19 protein-coding genes are annotated in these 25,317 nt (G+C 68.7%); 15 read left to right on the top strand and 4 right to left on the bottom strand.

All coding sequences use genetic code 11. The features are described from left to right. Nucleotides 1-30: 30 nt before the first annotated feature. The 4 genes from AC1DYD_RS16690 (at nt 31) to AC1DYD_RS16675 (ending at nt 4,919) form a co-directional block, all read left to right on the top strand. Nucleotides 31-1,998, top strand: a complete 1,968-nt coding sequence (locus tag AC1DYD_RS16690; RefSeq protein ID WP_478173864.1) for a hybrid sensor histidine kinase/response regulator — start codon at nt 31-33, stop codon at nt 1,996-1,998. Beyond that, entirely contained in the window at nt 1,995-2,756 is a 762-nt protein-coding gene (locus AC1DYD_RS16685; protein WP_478173863.1) for a response regulator transcription factor, read from the top strand. The genes AC1DYD_RS16690 and AC1DYD_RS16685 overlap by 4 nt, the downstream gene beginning before the upstream one ends. 133 nt (nt 2,757-2,889) lie before the next feature. Next, entirely contained in the window at nt 2,890-3,198 is a 309-nt protein-coding gene (locus AC1DYD_RS16680; protein ID WP_286371762.1) for a DUF485 domain-containing protein, read from the top strand. After that, nucleotides 3,195-4,919, top strand: a complete 1,725-nt coding sequence (locus tag AC1DYD_RS16675; RefSeq protein WP_478173862.1) for a cation acetate symporter — start codon at nt 3,195-3,197, stop codon at nt 4,917-4,919. Before AC1DYD_RS16680 ends, AC1DYD_RS16675 begins: the two co-directional genes overlap by 4 nt. Nucleotides 4,920-5,323: 404 nt before the next feature. Here the strand turns inward: AC1DYD_RS16675 and AC1DYD_RS16670 are convergent, their stop codons facing one another. Continuing rightward, complete coding sequence (locus AC1DYD_RS16670) at nt 5,324-5,953, bottom strand: 3'-5' exonuclease (RefSeq protein ID WP_478173861.1); 630 nt, start codon at nt 5,951-5,953, stop codon at nt 5,324-5,326. Further along, nucleotides 5,950-7,791, bottom strand: coding sequence for a putative nucleotidyltransferase substrate binding domain-containing protein (locus tag AC1DYD_RS16665; RefSeq protein ID WP_478173860.1), 1,842 nt, complete (start codon nt 7,789-7,791; stop codon nt 5,950-5,952). The genes AC1DYD_RS16670 and AC1DYD_RS16665 overlap by 4 nt, the downstream gene beginning before the upstream one ends. 277 nt (nt 7,792-8,068) lie before the next feature. On the opposite strand from AC1DYD_RS16665, the gene AC1DYD_RS16660 reads away from it, so the two are divergent. The 6 genes from AC1DYD_RS16660 to AC1DYD_RS16635 all read left to right on the top strand — a co-directional run bounded on the left by AC1DYD_RS16660 (nt 8,069) and on the right by AC1DYD_RS16635 (nt 13,352). Continuing rightward, the gene (locus tag AC1DYD_RS16660; RefSeq protein WP_478173859.1) at nt 8,069-8,584 is read left to right on the top strand and encodes a DUF1269 domain-containing protein; all 516 of its coding nucleotides are present in this window, start codon (nt 8,069-8,071) and stop codon (nt 8,582-8,584) included. A 55-nt stretch (nt 8,585-8,639) separates the two neighbouring features. Then, nucleotides 8,640-9,791, top strand: a complete 1,152-nt coding sequence (locus AC1DYD_RS16655; RefSeq protein WP_478173858.1) for a cytochrome c oxidase subunit II — start codon at nt 8,640-8,642, stop codon at nt 9,789-9,791. Then, complete coding sequence (ctaD, locus tag AC1DYD_RS16650) at nt 9,788-11,575, top strand: cytochrome c oxidase subunit I (protein ID WP_478173857.1); 1,788 nt, start codon at nt 9,788-9,790, stop codon at nt 11,573-11,575. The genes AC1DYD_RS16655 and ctaD overlap by 4 nt, the downstream gene beginning before the upstream one ends. Nucleotides 11,576-11,696: 121 nt before the next feature. Beyond that, complete coding sequence (locus AC1DYD_RS16645; protein WP_478173856.1) at nt 11,697-12,317, top strand: cytochrome c oxidase subunit 3 family protein; 621 nt, start codon at nt 11,697-11,699, stop codon at nt 12,315-12,317. A gap of 13 nt (nt 12,318-12,330) precedes the next feature. Then, nucleotides 12,331-13,029: a heme-copper oxidase subunit III family protein gene (locus AC1DYD_RS16640; RefSeq protein ID WP_478173855.1), complete on the top strand. Its 699-nt coding sequence runs from the start codon at nt 12,331-12,333 to the stop codon at nt 13,027-13,029. 8 nt (nt 13,030-13,037) lie between these two features. Then, nucleotides 13,038-13,352: a cytochrome C oxidase subunit IV family protein gene (locus tag AC1DYD_RS16635; protein WP_478173854.1), complete on the top strand. Its 315-nt coding sequence runs from the start codon at nt 13,038-13,040 to the stop codon at nt 13,350-13,352. Between the two features lie 53 nt (nt 13,353-13,405). Here the strand turns inward: AC1DYD_RS16635 and AC1DYD_RS16630 are convergent, their stop codons facing one another. Continuing rightward, complete coding sequence (locus AC1DYD_RS16630) at nt 13,406-15,031, bottom strand: MFS transporter (protein WP_478173853.1); 1,626 nt, start codon at nt 15,029-15,031, stop codon at nt 13,406-13,408. A gap of 6 nt (nt 15,032-15,037) precedes the next feature. Then, nucleotides 15,038-15,556, bottom strand: a complete 519-nt coding sequence (locus tag AC1DYD_RS16625) for an Lrp/AsnC family transcriptional regulator (protein ID WP_478173852.1) — start codon at nt 15,554-15,556, stop codon at nt 15,038-15,040. 170 nt (nt 15,557-15,726) lie between these two features. Here AC1DYD_RS16625 and AC1DYD_RS16620 point away from each other — a divergent pair, with 170 nt between their 5' ends. From AC1DYD_RS16620 to AC1DYD_RS16600, 5 genes are all read left to right on the top strand, one after another. After that, nucleotides 15,727-19,332 (top strand): indolepyruvate ferredoxin oxidoreductase family protein, encoded by a 3,606-nt coding sequence (locus AC1DYD_RS16620; protein WP_478173851.1) that lies wholly within the window; start codon nt 15,727-15,729, stop codon nt 19,330-19,332. A 250-nt stretch (nt 19,333-19,582) separates the two neighbouring features. Then, entirely contained in the window at nt 19,583-19,912 is a 330-nt protein-coding gene (gene yajC / locus AC1DYD_RS16615; protein ID WP_478173850.1) for a preprotein translocase subunit YajC, read from the top strand. Between the two features lie 52 nt (nt 19,913-19,964). Further along, on the top strand, nt 19,965-21,842 hold the full coding sequence (gene secD / locus AC1DYD_RS16610) for a protein translocase subunit SecD (protein ID WP_478173849.1): 1,878 nt from the start codon (nt 19,965-19,967) through the stop codon (nt 21,840-21,842). Nucleotides 21,843-21,854: 12 nt separating this feature from the next. Next, nucleotides 21,855-22,808, top strand: coding sequence for a protein translocase subunit SecF (secF, locus tag AC1DYD_RS16605; RefSeq protein ID WP_478173848.1), 954 nt, complete (start codon nt 21,855-21,857; stop codon nt 22,806-22,808). A gap of 100 nt (nt 22,809-22,908) precedes the next feature. Continuing rightward, nucleotides 22,909-25,281, top strand: a complete 2,373-nt coding sequence (locus AC1DYD_RS16600) for a DUF1631 family protein (RefSeq protein ID WP_478173847.1) — start codon at nt 22,909-22,911, stop codon at nt 25,279-25,281. Nucleotides 25,282-25,317 lie beyond the last annotated feature (36 nt).

The raw sequence follows: 25,317 nt of genomic DNA, 5'->3' as shown, positions 1-25,317 counted from the left end.
GAATGTTTGCAACCGGGGCGGGAGCCCGCTGTGATCCGACCGCCCGCGCCTGCGCCCGCCCCCCTGGAGCGCTACCTGACGCTGCAGACCGGGCTCGACCTGCTCGACCAGGGGCTGTCGATCTTCGACGGCGACCTGCGCCTGATGGCGTGGAATCGGGCCTACGTCCGCCTGCTCGGGTTCACGGACGACATGGTCTACCTGGGGGCGCCGTTCGAGAGCTTTATCGGCTTCAACGCCCGGCGCGGCGAGTACGGCCCGGGCGACCCGGACCAACTGGTGGCCGAGCGGGTGGCGGCGGCGCGCCATTTCGCGCCGCACGAGATCGAGCGGGTGCGGCCCAACGGACGGGTGCTGCGCATCCATGGCGAGCCGGTGCCGGGCCATGGCTTCGTCACGCTCTACTCGGACATCACCGAGCAGCGCCGCTCGGAGGAGATCATCCGCCGCCACAACGCCGAACTCGAGAGCCGGGTGGCGTCGCGGACCGCCGAGCTTCAGCGCAGCGAAGAGCGGGTGCGGCTGATCATGGACTCGATCCCGGCGCTGGTGGCTTACTTCGACCACCGGCGCGTCTACCGCTACCTCAATCGCGGCTACCACGACTGGTTCCGCGTCGACACCACGCGGCCCGAATCGGTCAGCGCCCGGGTCTTCCTGGGCGATGCGGTCTACGCGCTGATCAAGCCGCAGGTGCTGCGGGCGCTCGCCGGCGAGGCGCAGAGCCTCGAGTACGAGCTCCAGACCTGCGACGGGCGCCGACTCTGGGTGCGCACCTCGCTGGTTCCGCAACGCAGCGCCGAGGGGGCCGTCGTCGGCTGCTTCGAGCTGACCTTCGACATCACGCAGGAGCGCCGCTCGCAGGCGCTGCTGGCGCGGGCCCAGAAGCTGGAGTCGCTCGGCCACCTGACCGGCGGCCTGGCGCACGATTTCAACAACATCCTGACGGTCGTGATCGGCAACCTCGCGGCGCTGGAGGAGGCCCGCCCCGCCGACCCGGCGCTGGGCGAGTACGTGCAGCCTGCGCTCGAAGCGGCGCGGCGCGGCGCCAATCTGGTGCGCGGCCTGCTGAGCTTCGCGCGGCGCCAGCCGCTGCAGGCGGCGGCGGTGCACGTCGGCGCGCTGCTCGACACCGTGGCCCGGCTGGTGCGGCGCTCGCTGCCCGAGACCCTGCGGCTCGACATCGAGGTCGGCGAGACGGCCCTGTGGACCTGGATCGACGCCACGCTGCTCGAGCAGGCGATGCTGAACCTGGTGCTCAATGCCCGCGACGCCACCGGTCCCGAAGGCCGCATCACCCTGCGGGCGCGCCGCGCCCGCATCGACGCCACGGTGGCCACCCCGCTGCAACTGTCCGCGGGCGACTGCGTGTGCATCGAGGTCGAGGACGACGGCGCCGGCATGGACGCCGAGACGCTGGCACACATGTTCGAGCCTTTCTACACCACCAAGCGCCCGGGCCACGGCACCGGGCTCGGCATGGCGGTGGTCTACGGCTTCATCAAGCAGTCCGGCGGCGCCATCGACGTCCGCAGCGCGCCCGGCTGCGGCACCACGGTCTCGGTCTGGCTGCCGGCCGCCGATCCCGCGCCGGGCGATGGCGCGGACGACGCCGGCAGCGAGGCCGCCGGGATGCCGGCCGTGTCCATGGGGCTGGCGCTGCTGGTGGACGACGACGCGCAGGTGCGGCGCGTGATCCGGCGCAGCCTGCTCGAGCTGGGCTACTCGGTGCTCGAGGCCGACGACGGTGCCGCCGCCCTGAACCTGCTCGAGCACACGCCCGACATCGCGCTGCTGCTGTCCGACGTCGTGATGGCGGGCGGCATCGATGGCCTGAGCGTGGCGCGGGCGGCCCGCGAGGGCGGCCGGGCCCGCGCCGTGGTGCTGATGAGCGGCTATGCGCCGGGAGACTTGTCGATGCAGGCCGACTTTCCTATGCTGACCAAGCCCTTCAGCACGGCACAGCTGGCGCGGGCGATCGAGGAGGGCACAGGATGAGCGAGTACCGTGGCACCGGCCTGACGACCTACCGCGCGGCGGCCGACGAGGCCCACCTGCCGTCGCTGGTCTTCGTGATCGAGGACGACCCGGCCGTGGCCCGGCTGGTGCTCTCGACCCTCGGCGAGTTCGGCTTCAATTGCGAGGGCTTCTCGACCGGTGCCGCCGTGCTGCGGCGGCTGCAGGTCGAGAAACCCGACCTCTGCATCGTCGACCTCGGCCTGCCCGACATGGACGGCATCGACCTCATGCGGCGCATCAACGCGGCATCGAATGCGGGCGTGCTGATCCTGACCGGCCGCGGCCATCCGGCCGACCGGGTGATGGGGCTGGAACTCGGGGGCGACGACTACGTCACCAAGCCCTTCGAGGCGCGCGAGCTGGTGGCGCGGGTGCGCAGCATCCTGCGGCGCCGCAGCCTGGCGCCGGGCCAGGCCACCGGCCAGCGGCGCTACGCCTCGTTCCTGGGCTGGCGCATCGACTGCGCGGCCAACGTGCTGCGCGCGCCCGATGGCAGCGAACACCTGCTGGGAACGGCCGAGACCCAGGTGCTGCGCTGCTTCGTCGAGCGTCCGCACCAGATCCTCACGCGCGAACAGCTGATGGGGGCGCGCGACCTGCTGCCCACCGACCGCAGCATCGATGTCCGCATCTCGCGCCTGCGTCGAAAGATCGAGCCCGACCCGCACGAGCCGGCCATCATCAAGACCGTCTACGGCGCGGGCTACCTGTTCGCGGCGAACGTCAGCTGGGAGTGAGCGAACGTCAGCTGGGAGTGAGCGGGCGGCATTCGGCGCGCATTGCATCGCAATGTGACGAATGATTGCACCGCGCCCCGCGCACGGAGGCCTCATCCCAGAATCGGCCGAACCGATGTCCAGGAGACGAATCATGAGCGACCCCGTGGTGGATAAGATCCAGTCGAACCCCAAGTACCTCGAGCTGCGACGCAAGCGCAACCGCTTCGGCTGGTGGCTCACGGCGCTGATGATGCTCGTGTACTACGGCTACATCGCGCTGATCGCGTTCAACAAGCCCTTCCTCGCGCAGCCGATCGGCGGCGGCGTGACCACCATCGGGATCCCGATCGGGCTCGGCGTGATCGTCTTCACGATCCTGATCACGGCCTTCTACATCCGACGCGCCAACGGCGAATTCGACCGCCTGACGGCCGAGATCATCCGCGAGGCCACGCGATGAAAGCCCGCCACCTCACCCTCGCGGCGTTGCTGGGCGGCGCCTGTTCGCTGGCCTCGGCGGCCGGCGCCGATCTCGGCCAGGCGGCCAAGCAGCCGACCAACTGGATCGCGATCGCGATGTTCTCGGGCTTCGTGCTGCTGACGCTGTGGATCACCAAGTGGGCGGCTTCCAAGACCAAGTCGGCGGCCGACTTCTACACCGCCGGCGGCGGCATCACGGGCTTCCAGAACGGCCTGGCGATCGCCGGCGACTACATGTCGGCGGCCTCCTTCCTCGGCATCTCGGCCGCCGTGATGGCGACCGGCTACGACGGGCTGATCTATTCGATCGGCTTCCTGGTCGGCTGGCCGGTCATCACCTTCCTGATGGCCGAGCGGCTGCGCAACCTCGGCAAGTTCACCTTCGCCGACGTCGCCGGCTACCGCTTCCGGCCCGGCCCGATCCGCGCCTTCGCGGCCTCGGGCACGCTGGTGGTGGTGGCCTTCTACCTGATCGCGCAGATGGTGGGCGCCGGCCAGCTGATCAAGCTGCTGTTCGGGCTCGACTACTGGGTGGCGGTGGTGATCGTGGGCGCGCTGATGATGGTCTACGTGCTGTTCGGCGGCATGACCGCCACCACCTGGGTGCAGATCATCAAGGCGGTGCTGCTGCTGGCCGGCGTGAGCTTCATGGCCGTGATGGTGCTGGCCGCCTTCGACTTCAGCCCCGAGGCGCTGTTCACCAAGTCGGTCGAGGTGCGGACCGGGATCGCGGCCAACGGCGGCAAGAGCCCGGTCGAGGCTGCCGCCATCGGGCTGCGCATCATGGGCCCGGGCGGCTTCGTGAAGGACCCGGTCTCGGCGATCTCCTTCGGCATCGCGCTGATGTTCGGCACCGCCGGCCTGCCGCACATCCTGATGCGTTTCTTCACGGTGCCCGATGCCAAGCAGGCGCGCAAGTCGGTGTTCTGGGCCACCACCTGGATCGGCTACTTCTACCTGCTGATCTTCATCATCGGCTTCGGCGCCATCACGCTGGTGCTGACCAACCCCGAGTTTGCCGACGTCGCGACCGGCACCATCAAGGGCGGCGGCGGCGCGGCCAACATGGCGGCGGTGCTGGTGGCCAAGTCGGTCGGCGGCAACGTCTTCTTCGGCTTCATTTCGGCGGTGGCTTTCGCCACCATCCTGGCGGTGGTGGCGGGCCTGACGCTGTCGGGCGCCTCGGCGGTGTCGCACGACCTCTATGCGACGCTGATCAAGAAGGGCAAGGCCGACAGCCGGGCCGAACTCAAGGTGTCGCGCATCACCACGGTGGCGCTGGGCATCATCGCGGTGCTGCTGGGCATCGCCTTCGAGAAGCAGAACATCGCCTTCATGGTGTCGCTGGCCTTCGCGGTGGCGGCCTCGGCCAACTTCCCGGTGCTGTTCATGTCGGTGCTGTGGAAGGATTGCACCACGCGCGGCGCGGTCATCGGCGGCACGCTGGGCCTGGTCTCGTCGGTGGTCCTGACCATCGTCTCGCCGTCGGTCTGGGAGGCCACGCTGGGCCATCCGGCGGGCTCGGCCTGGTTCCCGTACGCCTCGCCGGCGCTGTTCTCGATGACGCTGGCCTTCGTCGGCATCTGGTTCTTCTCGATCACCGACCGCAGCCGCCAGGCGCAGCAGGAGCGCGCGGCCTTCCCGGCGCAGCAGGTGCGCTCGGAGACCGGGCTCGGGGCCTCGGGAGCCTCAGGGCATTGAGGGATTGCGGCCCCCACGGGGGGCAGCGACCACACGCAGTGAGGGGGCGCGGGGGCCAGTCAGGCCGGCGCCGGGCCGCCCCAAGGCGGCCTGCAGCCCCCTCGGGGGGCAGCGACCCCACGAATTGAGGGAGCGTGGGGGCCAGTCAGGCCGGCGCCGGGCCGCCTCAAGGCGGCCTGCGGCCCCCTCGGGGGGCAGCGACCCCACGAAGTGAGTGAGCGTGGGGGCCAGTCAGGCCGGCGCCGGGCCGCCTCAAGGCGGCCTGCAGCCCCCTCGGGGGGCAGCGACCCCACGAAGTGAGGGAGCGTGGGGGCCAGTCAGGCCGGTGCCGGGCCGCCCCAAGGCGGCCTGCGGCCCCCTCGGGGGGCAGCGACCACACGAAGTGAGGGAGCGTGGGGGCCAGTTCACTCCAGTGCACGCAGTTTGATGAAAGCGAGCGCCGCCATCACCGCATCGTTGAGCGCATCGTGCGCCGGGCGCCGCGGCAGGTCCAGCGCGGTCATGATGGCGGCGAAGCGCAGGTCGATGTCGCCCTCGCGCAGGTGCGGCGAACGGCGCCGGTTCACGTGGTCGTAGTAGAGCGCCGAGACCTCGATCTTCGGCTGCGGCAGCCCCATGCCCAGCATCGGGAACAGCACGCGGTCGATCATCGCGACGTCGAACTCGAGGAAGTAGCCCACCAGCGGCCGGCTGCCGATGAAATGCATCAGCAACTGCACCGCGGCCTCGGCCGCCAGGCCCTGTGTGAGGTCGCGCTCGCGCAGCTGGTGAACGCGCACGCTGCCGGTTGCGACGCTGCGGCGCTCGGGCCGCACCAGCAGCTCCAGCCGCTCGCTGCACATCACGCGGTTGCCGCGGATGCGCACCGCCGCGATCGCGACGATCTCGTCGCGCCGCCTGTCCAGCCCGGTGGTCTCGCAGTCGATCGCCACCCACTCGTCGGCGGGCGGCGGGTCCCACATGAAGCGAAAGCGCGGATCGCCCAGGTGCTGGAGCAGCCACCAGCGCTTGAAGGCGGAGAACCAGGCGGTCACAACGCATCCAGCCGGAAGCTCAGGCGCAGCATGCGGCGGAAGCGCTTGACCACTTCCAGCGTGTCCTTCAGCAGGTCGCGCTCGAGGCTGCTCATGCGGGCCGGATCGACCTGGCCCGTCACCTCGTGTCCCGCCTCCTGCTCCGCCAGTCCGGCCTTGAGCCGCAGGCCCATGAAGAAATAGAGGCTCTCGAGCACGTCGGTGGCGAGTGCGCGCTCGATGTGGCCGCCGGCGGCCAGGGCCTCCAGGCGCGCCGCGGTGGCGCTCGCGTCCAGTCCGGCGCGCAGGGCCAGGCTGCGCACGCCGTGCACGATCGGGAACAGGCCCTGCTTCTTGATGTCGAAGCGCTGGCCGTTCTGCTCGCCGAGGGTCAGCAGGCGCTGCCACCAGCGCGGATCGTCGGCGAAGGCGTCGATCGCCGCGGCGAAGCGCGCCAGCATGGCGTCGTTGTCGGTGGCCAGCGAGAACAAGCGGGCCCGCACGCCGGCCAGCAGCGCGGGGTCGCCGCACACCGCATGGGCATCGAGGAAGATCGCCAGCGCCATCAGCCGCTCACCGTCGGCCTGCAGCAGCCACTGGCAGGCGCGTTCGCCGAACTCGCCTTGGCTGCCGCGCCACTGCGGGTTCGAGACCATGATGCCGCCGGGGCATTCGGGGTAGCCGAATTCGATCAGCGTGCGGGTCAGGCGGGCGCAGATGTCATCCAGGTCGGCCGGCGGCGCATAGCCGTCGCGCAGCAGCAGGCCGTTGTCCTGGTCGGTCTTGAGCAGCTGCTCGCCGCGCCCCTCGCTGCCCATCACGAACAGGCAGCTGTTGGCGACCAGCGCCGGCGGCGCGATCAACTCCCAGGCGCGCTGGAACAGCTGGGCGTTGAGCGCCTGCACCAGCGTGGCGATCTGCCCGACCCGGGTGCCGCCGCCGTGCAGCAGGCTGACCAGTTGCGTGACGTGCCGGCTGGCCCGGGCCAGGGCCTCGAGGTCCTGCGCCTCGACGATCTCGCGGTTGATCAGGTAGGAATGGTTGGAGAGGAAGCTGAACAGGTCGAGCGCCTCCAGCACGCCCAGGACCTCGCCGCCGCCATTGCCGGCCATCACGACCACGCGGTGCACCTTGTGCCGCACCATGACGGTCAGCGCGTCGCCCACCGGGTCGGTGGCATCGACCGAGATCAGGCCGAAGCTGCTGACCTCGCGCACCGGCAGTTGGTCCAGCGGCGTGCCGTGCAGCACCGCGCGCTGCAGCGCGGTCACGGTGAAGATGCCCAGGCGCGGCGCGGCGCCGGCCAGGTCGCGCACCAGCACGTTGGTGCTGCGCTCGGCCTGCAGCAGGCGAACCACCGAGAGCACGTCGCAGTCGGCGTCGACGAAGTGCGGCGCCCGCATGGGGATCGCGTCGACCCGGGCCAGTGTGAGCGACTGCAGTTCGTGCTCGCCGTGGCGGCCCGCGATGGCAGCCAGCTTGTTCGACAGGTCGGAGAACAGCAGCGCGCCGAAGGTCGCATTGCGCGCGATCAGCTCGTTCACCGCCTCGCGCGCCAGCTGGTAGGCCAGCACCTCCTCGGCGGCGACGAAGCGGCCGCTGACCTGCCCGGCCACGAGGCTGCGGCCGTCGAAGGTGTCGTGCGGGCCGAAGCGGGCCACCGGCGCGGTTTCGCCCGGCGCGAACTGCTGCACGAAACCCTTGATCACGACGAACAGGTGGGTCGGCGCCATGCCCGTCTCGAGGATCGCCTCGCCCTCGCGGAAATAGGCGATGTCGACCTGGGCGCGCACCCGCTCGCGCTCCTCGGGCGTCAGGCAGTCGAAGGGCGAGTGGTCGAAATCGAAGGCACTGGGCATGGCGGGGGGCGCCGTCGGCAGGGAGCCGAGCCGGCACGGACCCGATGATCGATCACATCCCGCTGCGGTGCCACCCCGCGGCGTCAAGCTTTCGCGCGGTTTTTCCTGCAAGCGGACGCCGGCGCCCCCTTGAGGAAGGTGCGGCGCGATTCGGCCAGCGGCCGCAAGCGCGGGTCGGCCGAGGGGGCACTCGTCGCCCCTCTTGATAACGGCCCTCCTTGGGCCTATAAGTCATTCATGGTTCCTTGACTCGTCGCAAGGCGAAACGGAGTGCGCCATGAAGAGACGCATCTATTGGCTGATGCCGGACCTGGCCAGCGCCAGGCGGGCCATGCGCGATCTTGTGCAGGCGCGCGTCGATGTCGCGCACATCCATTTCGCCGGACCCGAAGGCATGGACATGGCCGGCCTCCACGCGGCCAACGTGTGGCAGACCTCGGACGTCCTGCATGCGACCAAGACCGGATGGTTGCTCGGCAGTGCCTGCGGCATCGGCGCCGGCCTCGTGGCCGCACTGCTCCTTCCGTTCGCCGGCGAAGACCCCCAATGGGAATATGCGGTGCTGGTCGCCGTCCTCGGGGGCGTGGTCGGTGCCTGGTCCGCCAGCATGGTCGGCATATCCATCCCCAGCCCGCGGCTGCAGCGCTTCGAGGGCGCCATTGCGCAAGGCCGGATCCTGCTGATGGTGGACCTGCCGGCTTCGCGTGTGCAGGAGGTCGAGGACTTGCTGCAGACCACGCATCCGGAAGCCCGCTTCGAGGGCGAGGAAGGGCACATCCCGGTGTTCCTCTGAAGCCCGAATCCGCCCACCCAGATACCGATGTCGATGCCAAGCCCAGGGACTGCACATGATCATGGCCGTCGCCCTGCTGCTCATCGTCATCGGCTCCGTGCTGTTCCATCTGTTCAGTCCGTGGTGGACGACGCCTCTGGCGTCGAACTGGCAGTCGATGGACGACACGCTGACCATCACGCTGGTGATCACGGGGTTCTTCTTCGTCGCGATCAATCTCTTCGTCGTCTACACGCTGGTGCGCTTCCGCCACCGCGAAGGCCGCCGCGCCGCCGATGAGCCCGAGAACAGGAAGCTGGAGCGCTGGCTGATCGGCGGCACCACCGTGGGCATCGCCGCCCTGCTGGCGCCCGGCCTGGTGGTCTACGCCAACTACGTGCGCTCGCCGCATGACGCGATGGTGCTCGAGGTGCTGGGCCAGCAGTGGCAGTGGCACTACCGCTTTCCGGGCGCCGACGGCAAGCTCGGCGCGACCGATGCGCGCTTCGTCAAGGGCGACAACCCTTTCGGGCTTGATCCCGCCGACCCGGCCGGGCAGGACGACATCCTGGTTGCCGCCGCCGAGGTGCACCTGCCGCTGGGCAAGCCGGTGCTGGTGCTGCTGCGCGCGCATGACGTGCTGCACGACTTCTATGTGCCGCCCTTCCGTGCGCGCATGAACATGGTGCCGGGGCAGGTCAGCCGCTTCTGGTTCACGCCGACGCTGGCGGGGCGCTACGAGGCGCTGTGCGCGCAGCTTTGCGGCGTGGGGCATCCCAACATGCGCGGCTTCGTGGTGGTGGAGGACGAGGCGAGCTTCCACGCCTGGCAGGCGGCGCTGCCGACTTTCGCGAAGACACAGGTCAAGGCCCCGGCCGCAGCGGCCGGCGGCGGTCCCGAGGCGAGTGTCGAGCAGGGCCGCGCGCTGTCCGAATCCAAAGGTTGCGTGGCCTGCCACACCGTCGACGGCAGCCCGCGCGTCGGGCCGACGTGGAAGGGGCTCTACGGCAAGACCGAAACCATGGCCGACGGCTCCACCGCGAAGGTCGACGAGGCCTATCTGCGCAGCTTCATCCTCGATCCGCAGGCCCGCCAGGTGAAGGGCTTCCCGCCGGTGATGCCCAAGATGGAGCTGACGGACGAAGAACTGGCCGCGCTGGTGGCCTACATCCAGAGTCTCGGCAGCCAGCCCGCGCCGGCCGCGACCGAACAGAAGGCGCAGCGATGAACCCCTCCCCTGCGATCCACGACGAAGACGCCGGCCACCCGGCGCCGACAACCTTCCTGACGCGCTACGTCTGGAGCCAGGACCACAAGGTGATCGCGGTGCAGTACGCGTGCACCGCCATCGCGGTCGGCGTGGTGGGGCTGGTGCTGTCGAACCTGATGCGGCTGCAGCTGGGATTTCCCGGGCAGTTCGAGTTCATCAACCCCGAGCGCTACTACCAGTTCGTGACGATGCACGGAATGATCATGGTGATCTACCTGCTCACCGCGCTCTTTCTCGGCGGCTTCGGCAACTACCTGATCCCGCTGATGGTGGGCGCGCGCGACATGGTGTTCCCCTACCTCAACATGCTGAGCTTCTGGGTCTACCTGCTGTCGGTGGTGGTGCTGGTGGCGAGCTTCTTCGTCGCCGGCGGGCCGACCGGCGCGGGCTGGACGCTGTATCCGCCGCAGTCGATCCTGCCCGGCACGCCGGGCCATGAGGCCGGCATCGTGCTGATGCTGGTGTCGCTGGTGATCTTCATCGTGGCGACGACGATGGGCGGGCTGAACTACGTGACCACGGTGCTGCAGGCACGCTGCGAAGGCATGACGCTGCTGCGCATGCCGCTCACGGTGTGGGGCATCTTCGTGGCCACCATCCTGGCGCTGCTGGGCTTTCCGGCGCTGTTCGTCAGCGGCGTGATGCTGCTGCTCGACCGCACGCTGGGTACCAGCTTCTTCATGCCGGCGCTGGTGTCGATGGGGCAGATGGCCGGCTACAAGGGCGGCAGTCCGCTGTTGTTCCAGCACCTGTTCTGGTTCTTCGGCCATCCGGAGGTGTACATCGTGGCGCTGCCGGCCTTCGGCATCGTCTCGGACCTGATCAGCGTGCATGCGCGCAAGAGCATCTTCGGCTACCGGATGATGGTGTGGGCCATCGTCGCGATCGGCGTGCTCAGCGTCGTGGTGTGGGCGCACCACATGTTCGTCGCCGGCATGAATCCGTATTTCGGGTTCTTCTTCGCGACCACCACGCTGATCATCGCGGTGCCGACCGCGATCAAGGTCTACAACTGGCTGCTGACGCTGTGGCGCGGCGACATCCACCTGTCGGTGCCGATGCTGTTCGCGCTGGCCTTCGTCTGCACCTTCGCGATCGGCGGGCTCACGGGGCTCTTTCTCGGCAACGTGAGCGTGGACATCCCGCTGTCGGGCACCTACTTCGTGGTCGCGCACTTCCACATGGTGATGGGCGTCGCGCCGCTGCTGGTGGTGTTCGGCGGCATCTACCACTGGTTCCCGAAGATCACCGGCCGCATGCTGGACGACCGGCTCGGGCAACTGCACTTCTGGATCACCTTCCTCGGCACCTACCTGATCTATTTCCCGATGCACTACCTCGGCGTGCTCGGCATGCCGCGGCGCTACTACAACTTCGACGGCTACAAGTTCATTCCGCCATCGGCCTTCAGCCTCAACACCTTCATCACCGTGGTGGCGTTGATCGTCGGCGTGGCGCAGGTGCTGTTCATCGTCAATCTGGCATGGAGCGCCTGGCGCGGCCGGCCGGCGAGCGCGAACCCGTGGCGCGCCGCATCGCTCGAATGGCAGACGCCGACGACGCCGCCGGGGCACGGCAACTGGGGGCCGCGGCTGCCGGTGGTGTATCGGTGGGCCTACGGTTACGGCACGCCGGGCGCCAAGGAGGACTTCGTGCCGCAGAACGCGCCGCCCGAGGCCGGCGGCATGGAGCCCGAGCCGCACGGCAAGCGTGAGGACGAGGGCCGGGGAGCACTGGCATGAGCCGCCGGGCCGCTCCCAAGGCGAATACCGAAGCGCTGCTGCGCGAAGGTACTCCAGTGAGCGCCGCGCCGGGCAGCCCCAAGCAAGCTCGCACCGCAGTGCGCAGCACGGAGGTTGCTCCATGACCGCGTCTTTGGTCGTCGCGCCCTTCGACCGTGGCGGCGGGCCGCGCGACGCGCACGCGAGCGCGGCCAGCATCGGGTTGTGGGTGTTCATGGGTGTGGCCACCGCGCTGTTCTCGCTCTTCGCGTTGGCCTACGTGATGCGCATGAACAGCACCGATGCGGTGACGCTGACCTTGCCGTGGCAGCTGTGGCTCAGTACCGCGCTGCTGGTCGCTGGCAGCGTGACGCTGCAACGGGCCGGCGCGGCGGCACGCGATGCGGCGACCGCGTCGGCTCGCCGCCTGCTGCTGGCCGGCGGCTTGTGCGCGATGGCGTTTCTCTGCGTCCAGCTGTGGGCCTGGCAGGCGCTGTGGAGCGCGCAGGTGATGCCGGCGGGCAATCCGGCCGGCAGCTTCTTCTATCTGCTGACCGCGATGCACGGGCTCCATCTGGCGGGCGGGCTCGTCGGCTGGGCCTGGACGGCCGGCGCCGTCTCGCGCGAACCCGCGAGCGCCGCGTGGCGCATCGCGCTGTGCGCGCGGTACTGGCACTTCATGCTCGGGGTGTGGCTCGCGCTGTTCGCCATGCTCGGCTGGGTCACGCCGGAGGTGGCGCGCTTCATCTGCGGCACAAGCTGAGGAGGCCATCATCATGCGCAACGCGACCCTTGCCTCCGCATCCGCCAGCCCCGCCGTCGCGGTGAGCGGCTGGCGCGGCCTGGTTGCCGACTGGTCTTCCGATCGCCAGGCCTTCCACGTCTCGTGGGGCAAGGCGATGATGTGGATCTTCCTGCTGAGCGATACCTTCATCTTCAGCTGCTTCCTGACCGGCTACATGACGGTGCGGGTCTCGACCACCGTGGCCTGGCCCAACCCGAGCGAGGTGTTCGCGCTGCATGTGGGGGGCGCCGACATTCCGCTGCTGCTGATCGCGATCATGACCTTCGTGCTGATCAGCAGCAGCGGCACGATGGCCATGGCTGTCAATTTCGCCTACCGCCGCGACCGCGTGAACGCCGCCACCCTGATGCTCGTGACCGCGACCTTCGGCGAACTCTTCGTCGGCATGCAGGCCTTCGAGTGGTCCAAGCTGATCATCGAGGAAGGCGTGAGGCCCTGGGGCAATCCGATGGGGGCGGCGCAGTTCGGGTCGACCTTCTTCATGATCACGGGTTTTCACGGGCTGCACGTGTCGGCCGGCGTGGTGCTCTTGTTCATCGTCGCCTTCAAGCTGATCCGCGGCGACTACGAGCGGACCGGCAACTACCAGATCGTCGAGATCACGGGCCTCTACTGGCACTTCGTCGACCTGGTGTGGGTGTTCATCTTCGCGCTGTTCTACCTGTGGTGAGGTCCGCCATGAATCCAGGCACCAGTCAACAACACCCGATCAGCCTGTACCTCAAGATCTGGGGGCTGCTGTTCGTGCTCAGCACGCTCTCATACCTGGTCGACTACTTCCACTTCCAGGGCTTGATGCGCTGGGGTCTGATCATCACCTTCATGCTGCTGAAGGCGGGCTTGATCGTCGGGGTCTTCATGCACATGGCGTGGGAGCGGCTGTCGCTGGTCTACGCGATCCTGCTGCCGCCGCTGTGCCTGCTGGTCCTGGTGGGGCTCATGTTCGCCGAGGCGGGCCACACCTTCTTCGCGCGGCTTCTTTACTTTCACTGAGCCGAAGGAATGCCGAGCTGGCCTGGGCGTTCGGCTGCCTCGGTTCCGACCCTTCAGCGATGGCCGATGTAGCGCGTCACCAACGGCAGCGTCTCGCCCTGGTGGAAGGCCAGCCGCCGCTCGCGCAGCGCCATGTCGGCCGCGGTCGCGCGGTGGAAGCGGCGCAGGTGTTCGGTCCATGACTCGTCGACGATCTGCTCCAGGTAGCGTCCCGGTTCGGCAATGTCGTGCAGCAGCTCCCAGCCGATCGCGCCCTGGCTCAGCCGCGCGCGGCGGGTCTGGTGCATCACGAGGTGGAAGGCGGCGGCGCGGGCCGGGTCGATCAGGTATTCGACCGTGATCACCACCCGGCCGGCCTCGTCCGGCGCGCTGGCCGGCGGACCGGCCGCCCAGCCGTGCTGCGCCGGTCGGGTGTCGTCGTCCTCGCCGGTGCCATCGGTCACGTAGCGCAGCGCCAGCCACATGCACGCCACGCCGGTGGCCGCGGCGGTGCCCAGGCTGACGTAGATCGAGCTGAGTTCGGCCACCTGGCCCCAGAGGGCCGCACCCAGGGCGCTGGCGCCCATGATCGCCATCTGGTACATCGACATGCCGCGCGCGCGCACCCAGTCGGGCAGCGCCAGCTGGGCCGACACCGAGAGCGAGTTGGCGACCGTGATCCAGGCCATGCCGCCGAGGAACATCGCGGGCACGGCGACCCAGGCGTTCGGCGCCACCGCCATGACGGCAGTGGCACCCGATTGCAGCAGCATGCCGCGCAGCACCAGCTGGTCGCGCACCAGGGCCTGGCGCAGCCGCGGCAGGAACAGCACCGCCACGATGGCGCCCGATCCCATCGCCGCCAGCAGCAGCGTGAAGGTGCCGGCGCCGCCGCCCTTGAGGTTGCGCGCCAGCAGCGGCAGCAGCGCCAGCAGCGCGGTCGAATGCAGGAAGAAGATCGAGATCCGGGCCAGCACCGCGCGCATGCGCTGCGACTGGCGCACGAACTGCACGCCGACCCGCATCGCGCTGATCAGCCGTTCGCGGCCCAGCGGGTTGGGCGTGTGCTCGCGGCGCCAGTGCAGCACGACGAAGCCCGAGGCCACGCACAGCACCGCATTGAGCGCGAAGACCCACACCGTGCCCGCGCTCGCGATCAGCGTGCCCGCGACCAGCGGGCCGATGATGCGCGAGGCGTTCATCGAGATGCCGTTGAGGCCGAGCGCCGCCGGCAGGTGGCTGCGCGGCACCAGCTCGGGGACGATGGCCGAGAACACCGGCCAGCGCAGCGCCAGGCCGATACCGTTGGCGAAGGTCAGCGCCAGCAGCAGCGGCGCGCTCATGAGGTCGAAGACCACGGCCGCGCACAGCACCACCGCGGAGCCGGCGAGCCAGAACTGGGTGGCGACCAGCCAGCGCCGGCGGTCGAGGATGTCGGCCAGCGCGCCGCTCGGCAGGCCGAGCAGGAACACCGGCAGGGTCGAGGCCGACTGCACCAGAGCGACCCAGATCGGCGAAGTGGTCAGCGAGGTCATCATCCAGGCCGCCGCGACGTCGTTCATCCACATGCAGACGTTGGCGATCAGCCAGGTGCTCCACAGCATGCGGAACACCGGGATCTTCAGCGGTTCGAGCGGGCCGACGCGCGGAATCGGCACGGGGGCGGAGGCGACGGGGGTTTCCTGGGGCGAGATCGGCATCGCGGTCTATTGTCTGCGGCCGTGCCGGGCGGCGGTGTCGGCCGGGCGCGCAGGCGCCAGGTGCGCCAGCGGCAGGGCATGGCTGGCCTTCACCTCGCCGAGCGAGAAGCTGGTGTGAAGGTCCTTCACGTTCGGCAGGTTCAGCAGGTGCTTGAGCGCGAAGCGCGAGAAGCTGTCGAGGTCCTGCGAGACCACCTGCAGCTCGAAGGTGCCGGTGCCGCTGATGTAGTGGCAGGCGATCACCTCGGGCAGCTTGCGGATGGCGTCCTCGAGCGCGCGCGTGGCCTCGCCGGACGAGCGCTCGGTATCGACGCGCACGAAGGCCAGCACGCCGAGCCCGATCTTGTGGCGGTCGATCTCGGCGTGGTAGCCCTTGATGAAGCCGGCTTCTTCGAGCGCGCGAACCCGCCGCCAGCAGGGCGCCGCCGACAGGCCCACGCGCTGCGAGAGCTCGGCGTTGGTCAGGCGGCCGTCGGCCTGCAGTTCTTGCAGGATCGAGAGGTCGAACTTGTCAATGCTTTCCACTTTCTGCCATTTTAAGCAAGAGTCTTTCAAATAGGAGCTTTCGAAAGGCAGAGAACGCAAACACCTGTCCAGGCTGCAGGCATACACTTTGCGTGATGATGGCCGAGGGGTGTCCGACCCGGATGCCTTGCAAGCCACGCCCACAAGGCACAGCCACTGGAGACGACACGATGAACGCCCCCCTGCCCGAGCACATCCGCAAGGCCCTCGAAACGGTCACGCTCGACGACAAGTATTCGCTGGACTATGGGCGCGCCTTCATGAGCGGCGTCCAGGCGCTGGTCAAGCTGCCGATGCTGCAGCGGCTGCGCGACCAGCAGCGCGGCAAGAACACGGCCGGCTTCATCAGCGGCTACCGCGGCTCGCCGCTCGGCGGCTACGACCAGGCGCTGTGGAAGGCCAGCAAGTACCTGAAGGCGCAGAACATCGTCTTCCAGCCCGGCGTCAACGAGGAGCTGGCGGCCACCGCGCTATGGGGCACGCAGCAACTGGGCTTCTCGCCGCCCGGCACCAACAAGTTCGACGGCGTCTTCGGCATCTGGTATGGCAAGGGTCCGGGCGTCGACCGCTGCTCCGACGTCTTCAAGCACGCCAACATGGCCGGCACGACGGCGTTCGGCGGCGTCATCGCGGTGGCCGGCGACGACCACATCTCGAAGAGCTCGACCGCGGCGCACCAGAGCGACCACATCTTCAAGGCCTGCGGCACGCCGGTGTTCTTCCCGGCCAACGTACAGGAAATCCTCGACCTCGGCATCCATGCCTTCGCGATGAGCCGTTTCGCCGGCATCTGGTCGGGCATGAAGACGATCCAGGAGATCGTCGAATCCAGCGCCACCGCGATGATCGACCCCGAGCGGGTCGAGATCGTGATCCCGACCGACTTCCAGATGCCGCCCGGCGGCCTGCACATCCGCTGGCCCGACCATGCGCTCGAGCAGGAAGCGCGGCTGATGCACTACAAGTGGTACGCCGCGCTGGCCTACATCCGCGCCAACCGGCTCAACCACAACGTGATCGAAGGGCCGAACGACCGCTTCGGCATCATGGCCAGCGGCAAGGCCTTCAACGACACGCGCCAGGCGCTGATCGACCTCGGCCTGGACGACGCCGCCTGCCGCCAGCTCGGCATCCGGCTGCACAAGGTCGCGGTGGTGTGGCCGCTCGAGGCCCAGCTCACGCGCGAGTTCGCCACCGGCCTGCAGGAGATCCTGGTGGTCGAGGAGAAGCGCCAGGTCATCGAATACCAGCTCAAGGAAGAGCTCTACAACTGGCGCGGCGATGTGCGGCCCAACGTGGTCGGCAAGTTCGACGAGGGCGAGGTGCACGAGGCCGAAGGCTATTCGGGCGGCGAATGGTCGATGCCGAACCCGACCGCGCACACGCTGCTGCGCGCCAACGCCGACCTGAACCCGGCGCTGATCGCCAAGGCGATCGCCCAGCGCCTCCGCAAGACCGGGCTGCTGGCCGCGGCCGGCGCCGACATGGCGGCGCGCATCGACGCCCAGCTGGCGATCCTTGAGGCCAAGGAGCGGGCGCTGGCGGCGCCCAAATCGCTCGGCGCCGCCGACGCGACGCGCCAGCCCTGGTTCTGCTCGGGCTGCCCGCACAACACCAGCACCGTGGTGCCCGAAGGCTCGCGCGCGATGGGCGGCATCGGCTGCCATTTCATGGCGACCTGGATGGACCGCTCGACCATCGGCTTCACGCAGATGGGCGGCGAGGGCGTGCCGTGGGTCGGCCAGCAGCCCTTCACGACCGACCCGCACATCTTCGCCAACCTCGGCGACGGCACCTACTTCCACAGCGGGCTGCTGGCGATCCGCCAGAGCATCGCGGCCGGCGTCAACATCACCTACAAGATCCTCTACAACGACGCGGTCGCGATGACCGGCGGCCAGCAGGTCGGCGAGCGGCCCGAGGGCCATTCGGTGCTGCAGATCGCCGAGAGCCTGCATGCCGAAGGCGCGGTCAAGGTGGTGGTGGTCACCGACGAGCCCGAGAAATACGAAGGCGTCAACGTGCCCGGCGAGAACGTCAAGGTGCGGCATCGCGACGAACTCGACGAGATCCAGCGCGAATTCCGTGAGATCAAGGGCACCACGGCCATCATCTACGACCAGACCTGCGCGACCGAGAAGCGGCGCCGCCGCAAGCGGGGCACGGCGGTCGACCCGGCCGTGCGCGTGGTCATCAACGAACTGGTCTGCGAAGGCTGCGGCGACTGCAGCGTCAAGAGCAACTGCCTGTCGGTGGAGCCGCTCGAAACCGAATTCGGCCGCAAGCGCACCATCAACCAGAGCACCTGCAACAAGGACATGAGCTGCCTCAAGGGCTTCTGCCCGAGCTTTGTCACGGTCGAGGGCGGCCAGCTCAAGAAGAAGTCGAAGAGCAAGGGCGTCTCCCCGGCCGAACTTGGCGCGCTGGCCGATCCCTCGCTTCCGGCGCTGGGCAACGGCCAGGTCTGGGGCGTCGTGGTGGCGGGCGTCGGCGGCACCGGCGTCATCACCATCGGCCAGCTGCTGGGCATGGCCGCGCACATCGAAGGCAAGGGCATCGTCACCCAGGACGCGGCGGGCCTGGCGCAGAAGGGCGGCGCCACCTGGAGCCATGTGCTGATCGGCGACACCCAGGACGCGATCCGCACCACCCGCGTCGGTACCGCCGCGGCCGACCTGGTGCTGGCCGCCGATCCGCTGGTGGCCGTCAACGCCGAAACCACGGCGCGCATGCGCGAGGGGCGCACCTGCGTCGCGCTCAACAGCCACAGCACGCCGACCGCGGCCTTCGTGCGCAATGCCGACTGGGTCAATCCGCAGGACGATTGCGCCAACGAGATCGCGCGCGTGGTGGGCGCCGGCGCGGTCGGTTCTTTCGACGCCGATGCCGCGGCGACCTCGCTGATGGGCGACAGCCTGTATGCCAACCCGATGCTGCTGGGCTACGCCTGGCAGAAGGGCTGGATCCCGCTCGCGCACGAGTCGCTGATGCGGGCGATCGAGCTCAATGCGGTGGCCGTCGACAACAACAAGACGGCCTTCGAATGGGGCCGCCAGGCCGCCCAGCGTCCTGCGGAGCTGCAAAAACGCGTGCAGCCGGGGCAGGTCATCGCGTTCAAGAAGCGCGAGACGGTCGAGAGCCTGGTGGCCCGCCGCGTCGAATTCCTGGCCGGCTACCAGAACGCCGCCTATGCCGGCGAGTACAAGGCTTTCGTCGCCAAGGTACAGCAGGCCGAGTCGGCGCTCGGCAAGACCGGACTGACCGAGGCGGTGGCGCGCTACCTGTTCAAGTTGATGGCCTACAAGGACGAGTACGAGGTTGCGCGGCTGCACGCCGACCGCAGCTTCCTCGACCGCGTCGAAGGCATGTTCGAGGGCGACTTCAAGCTCAACTACCACCTGGCGCCGCCAATCATCGCGAAGAAGAACGCCAAGGGCGAGCTGCAGAAGCAGAAGTTCGGGCCGGCGATGCTGACCGGCTTCAAGCTGCTGGCGAGGCTCAAGGGCCTGCGCGGCACCGCGCTCGACCCCTTCGGCCGCACCGAGGAGCGCAAGGCCGAGCGCGCGCTGATCGGCGAATACCGCGCCAGCCTCGAAGAGGTGATCGCCGGGTTGACTGCTGCCAACCACGAGACCGCGCTGGCGATTGCCGGCCTGCCCGAGCAGATCCGCGGCTACGGCCACGTCAAGGAGCGCAACCTGGCCGCCGCCCGGCTGCGCTGGGCCGAGCTGATGGCGAAATGGCGCAACCCGCAGGCCCCGCGCGCCGCGGCTTAGGACGCTCGGCCGCTCCGGCGCCGGCAAGTGCAGCGAAGGCCCGTTCGGGTTGCCCCGGCAGGGGATGGGCGACCCGACACGAAGTGCGGGCAACCTGGGGGCGAGCCTGCTGCCCTCTATACAATGCCCGGTGCTGTGCGCGGCGCCCAGGCCCCGCGCTGCGTGGCCGCTGGGTGCGGCCGCGGAGCCGCCGGGCCCTTTTTCCATCCAGGGCCGGCGCTCCTCTTCTTTCCCTTTGTTGGAGACTCCCTTGTTCATTTCCTCCGCTTTCGCCCAGACCGCGCCTGCTGCCGGTGGTGGCGACATGATGTCCTCGCTCGGCAGCATGCTGCCGCTGGTGCTGATGTTCGTGGTCCTCTACTTCGTCATGATCCGCCCGCAAATGAAGCGCCAAAAGGAAGCGCGCGCCATGATCGAAGCCCTGGCCAAGGGTGACGAAGTCGCCACCTCGGGCGGCATGCTGGGCAAGATCACCCAGCTCGGCGAGCAGTACCTGACGGTCGAGATCGCCAAGGGCGTCGAGGTCCAGATCCAGCGCAGCGCCGTGGTCCAGGTGCTCCCCAAAGGCGCGATCAAGTAAGTAGAGCTACAACGCGGGCGCCGGACACCGCGCGCCCCTGAAGGTTGAATCGATGAACCGTTACCCGGTCTGGAAGTACGCGATCATCGTGATCGTGCTGCTGGTGGGACTTGTCTATGCCCTGCCCAATTTCTTCGGCGAGGCCCCTGCGGTGCAGGTCTCGTCGGCCAAGTCGACCATCAAGGTCGACGCCGGCACCCAGGCCCGCGTGGCCGAGGCGCTCAAGGTCGCCGGGCTGATGCCCGACCTGCTGACGCTCGACGCCACCTCGGTGCGGGCCCGCTTCGCCACCACCGACGACCAGCTGAAGGCGCGCGACACGCTGCAGCGGGCCCTGGTGCCCGATCCGAGCGACCCGCCCTACACGGTGGCGCTGAACCTGGTGTCGCGCTCGCCGAGCTGGCTCGCCGCGCTGCACGCCTTCCCGATGTACCTGGGCCTCGACCTGCGCGGCGGCGTCGACTTCCTGCTGCAGGTCGACATGAAGGGCGCCATCGACAAGCGCGCCGAATCCTTTGCCAGCGACCTGCGCACCGGCCTGCGCGACAAGAGCGTGCGCGGCAGCGCGGTCAGCCGCAACGGCCAGACCGTCGAGATGCGTTTCCGCGATGCCGCGGGCCTGGACGCCGCCAAGCGGCTGCTGCAGGACCAGTTCCCCGACCTGACGGGCGTCGAGAGCCAGGAAGGCACCGACTTCAAGCTGGTCGCCTCGATCAAGCCCGAGGCCGTGCGCCGGCTGCAGGACGCGGCCCTGAAGCAGAACATCACGACCCTGCACAACCGGATCAACGAACTCGGCGTGGCCGAACCCGTGATCCAGCAGCAGGGCCTGGACCGCATCGTGGTCCAGCTGCCGGGCGTGCAGGACACGGCCAAGGCCAAGGACATCCTGGGCCGCACCGCCACGCTCGAGATGCGCCTGGTCGACGAGAGCGCCGAAGGCCGCGCGGCCGAGCTGGGCACCGGCCCGGTGCCCTTCGGCTCGGAGAAATTCCTCGACCGCCAGGGCCGTCCGGTGATCGTCAAGAAGCAGGTGCTGGTGACCGGCGAGAACCTGACCGACGCCCAGCCCGGCTTCGACTCCCAGACCCAGCAGCCCAAGGTCGACCTGACCATGGACGCCAAGGGCGGGCGCATCATGCGCGACGTCAGCCGCGAGAACTTCAAGAAGCGCATGGCGATGTTGATCTTCGAGAAGGGCAAGGGCGAGGTGCTGACCGCGCCGTCGATCAACGGCGAGCTCGGCAACCGCTTCCAGATCTCCGGCTCGATGAGCGTGGTCGAGGCCAACGACCTGGCGCTGCTGCTGCGCGCCGGCTCGCTGGCGGCGCCGATGGAGATCATCCAGGAACGCACCATCGGCCCCAGCCTGGGCGCCGACAACATCAAGAAGGGCTTCGACAGCGTGATGTACGGCTTCGCCGCGATCATGGTGTTCATGTGCCTGTACTACGCGCTGTTCGGCGTCTTCTCGTCGATCGCGCTGGCGGTCAACCTGCTGCTGCTGGTGGCGATCCTGTCGATGCTGCAGGCCACGCTGACACTGCCCGGCATCGCCGCCATGGCGCTGGCCATCGGCGTGGCGATCGACTCCAACGTGCTGATCAACGAGCGCGTCCGCGAGGAACTGCGCGGCGGCGCCTCGCCGCAGGCCGCCATCCACGCCGGCTACGAGCGCGCCTGGGGCACCATCCTCGACTCCAACGTCACCACGCTGATCGCCGGCGTGGCGCTGCTGGCCTTCGGCTCCGGGCCGATCCGCGGCTTCGCGGTGGTGCACTGCATCGGTATCGTCACCTCGATGTTCTCGGCCGTGTTCTTCTCGCGCGGGCTGGTGAACTTCTGGTACGGCAGCAAGAAGAAGCTCAAGACCGTGTCGATCGGCACCGTCTGGAAGCCGGACACCACCGCGGTGGCCAACGCGAAATAGGGGACACGACAAATGGAATTCTTCCGGATCCACAGGACGATCCCGTTCATGCGCCACGCGCTGGTGCTGAACGCGGTGTCCTTCATCACCTTCGCGCTGGCGGTCTTCTTCCTGTTCCACCGCGGGTTGCACCTGTCGGTGGAATTCACCGGCGGCACGGTGATGGAAGTCGCTTCCCAGCAGTCGGTCGACGTCGGCCGCGTGCGCGAGACCATCGCCAAGCTGGGCTACCCCGACGTGCAAGTGCAGAACTTCGGCACCTCGCGCGACGTCCAGATCCGCCTGCCGGTGCAGAAGGGCCAGACTTCGGCGCAGCAGAGCGAGCAGGTCATGGCGGCGCTGCAGGCGGTCGACCCGACCGCCAACCTGCGCGGCAACGAGTTCGTCGGCCCGCAGGTCGGCGAGGAACTCACCACCAACGGCCTCAAGGCGCTCGGCATGGTGGTGGTCGGCATCATGATCTACCTGGCCTTCCGCTTCGAATGGAAGTTCGCGCTGGCCACGGTGCTGGCCAACCTGCACGACGTGGTCATCATCCTGGGCTTCTTCGCCTTCTTCCAGTGGGAGTTCTCGCTGGCGGTGCTGGCGGCGGTGCTGGCGGTGCTGGGCTACTCGGTCAACGAGTCGGTGGTGATCTTCGACCGCGTGCGCGAGAACTTCCGCCGCTACCGCAAGCTGAGCACCCCCGAGGTGATCGACAGCGCGATCACCTCGACCATCAGCCGAACCATCATCACGCACGGTTCGACCCAGCTGGTGGTGCTCTCGATGTTCTTCTTCGGCGGCCCGACCCTGCATTACTTCGCGCTGGCCTTGACCATCGGGATCTGCTTCGGCATCTATTCGTCGGCCTTCGTGGCGGCGGCCATCGCCATGTGGCTGGGCGTCAAGCGCGAGGACCTGGTCAAGGGGCCGGTCAAGCGGGACGGCGATCCGAATGACCCGAACGCCGGCGCGACCGTCTGATCCTGGGGTAGCCGAGCATGGCGCGCTCTTGTGCGGTTACGCTTCCCGATGCAAGCTCGTGCCTGTCGTCGAAACGAAACAATTGCCGTCCTGACCATCCATGACCCCGCGGTCCCATGCAGCTTCCCTCCAACTCTCCCGCGAGACGCGCGAGCGTTTCGTCGCCGCCACCGAGCCGCTGATCGCGCCGATCGGCCATGCGATCCGCGAGCGCCTGACGGCCCTGGCCGCGCAGATCGGCAACTCGCGCGAGATGCAGGAGAACCGGGATGGTTTCCTGGCCTTCGAGGCCCAGGGCGCCAACTGGGTGTCGCTGTCGCGCGAGGCCTGGCGCAGGGCGCTGTCCGCCAGCACGGCCGAGGCGCCGAGCTTCAATCCCTTGTCGCGCCTCGAGCTGATCGGCGACGAGGTGGTCGAGACCAGCATCCTGTCGTCGCGGCTCGCGCAGGCGATCCAGGACAAGGCCAGCTTCGAGCTGAATGACCTGCGGCTGCGCATCCAGCACCTCGAAGGAACCCACGAGCTGGGCGCCAAGGACATCCTCAAGCCGGAGGCGCTGGCCAGGGTCCTGGTCGACCAGTGGCTGGCCAGCGGCCTGAGCCGCGGCCTCTGGACCAAGGTCCAGGACCAGGTCCAGCAGCACATGGTCGAGCCGGTGGTCAAGGCCTACAGCGACGCCAACGCTTTCCTGGTCGGCAAGGACGTGATGCCCGAGATCGACCTCAAGAGCTTCGTCCGGCGCACCGGTTCGGTCAGTTCCGGCAACGCGGCACTGGGCGGCAGCTTCGCGGGCGGCAGCAGCCCGATGGGCATCGCCGGCCAGCCCCAGATGGCGCCGGGCGGTTTCGGTGTACCTGCCGGCAGCTTCGCGCCGGCCGCCATCGGTGTCGGGCGTGGCCCCGGCCAGGCGGGAGGCGACACCCTGATCGCCACGGGCGGTTCGCCGCTGCTGCTGGCGCGCCAGCGGGCCCAGGGCGTGCTGCTCAACCTCAAGCGCTTCGTCACCGCGCGCATCGGCGGCGACATCACCCAGCCGCGCGTCCAGGGGGGTGGCGAGATGGCGGCCGGCGCGGGCTTCGGCGGCCCCGGTGCCCCGGCCTTCGCCGCTGCCATCGCCGATGCCGAGGCCGCCTACCAGGTCGCGGCCTCGCAGTACGTGGTCGGGGAGGAGGCCACGGCGGTCCACCATGCCTCGGCCGAACTTCGCCGGCGCACCAGCGAACTCAAGAAGAAGGCGCCCACCACCGCCGACAAGGCGACGGTCGAGATCGTGGCGCTGATGTTCCAGGCCATCCTGGCCGAGGAGCGGATTCCGTTTTCGGCCCGTGTCTGGTTCGCGCGCCTGCAGATGCCGGTGCTGCGCGTGGCCATCGCCGAGCCGGAATTCTTCGGCACCCTGCAGCACCCGGCCCGCATGCTGATCGACCGCATGGGCTCCTGCGTGATGGGCTTCGACGCGGCCGCCATCTCCGGCAGTGCGCTCGAGGGCGAGATCCGCCGCGTGGTGCAGGTGATCGAGCAATACCCCGAAACGGGCCAGCGCGTGTTCAAGCTGGTGTTCGACGAATTCGTCGCCTTCCTCAACAAGTACCTGACGCAGAGCGACACCACCCAGCGGGTGATGAGCGTGGCGCAGCAGGTCGAGCAGAAGGAGACGATGGCGATCCAGTACACCATCGAGTTGCGCAAGATGCTCAACGACATGCCGGTGCGCGAGGAGATCCGCGAGTTCCTGTTCAAGGTCTGGGCCGAGGTGCTGGCCATTGCCGCCCTTCGCTATGGCGCCCAGGACGAGCAGACCGTGACCCTGAAGCGGGTCGCCTCCGATCTGGTGTGGGCGGCCAGCGCCAAGCCCAACCGCAACGACCGCACCCGTGTCATCCAGGATTTGCCGAAGCTGCTGCAGCGGCTGCGCCAGGGCATGACCTTGCTGGGCATCGTCGGCGATCCCCAGGAGGCGCACATCAAGATCATCGGCGCGACGCTGTCCGATGCCTTCCTGTCGAAGACCGAGGCGATCCCGCCGGCCAAGATCGAGGCCATGGCGAAGCGCCTGGCCAACCTCGAGGATTTCGTCTCCGACGAGGGCATGACCGACCTGCCGCTCGATGCCGCAAGCATCGAACTTCTGCTCGGGGTCGATGCCGCCTCGATCGAGGTGGTGCCCGACACCGGCACCAAGGTCAGCGAGGACATGCTGGCCTGGGCCCATGAACTGCAGGTCGGGACCTGGTTCATGCTCGACCACAACGACCGTGTCAGCCAGGTCCAGTTCGTCTGGCGCAGCGACCGCAAGCAGCTGCACCTGTTCGCGTCGAGCGACGGCCGCAGCTTCCTGATCCAGGTCGGGCGCCTGGCTTCCTACCTGCAGGCCGGCCTGCTGGTCCCGGCCGAAGAGGAAACGCTGACCGTGCGAGCCACGCGCGAGGCGCTGGCCAAGCTGGACGCCAACCCCGAAAGATTGTTGGACTAGTCACTGGCTCGCCCCCAGGTTGCCCGGCACTTCGTG

The organism is Variovorax sp. P4_B11, assembly GCF_056402355.1.
This window is presented reverse-complemented; position numbering and strand designations above follow the sequence as displayed.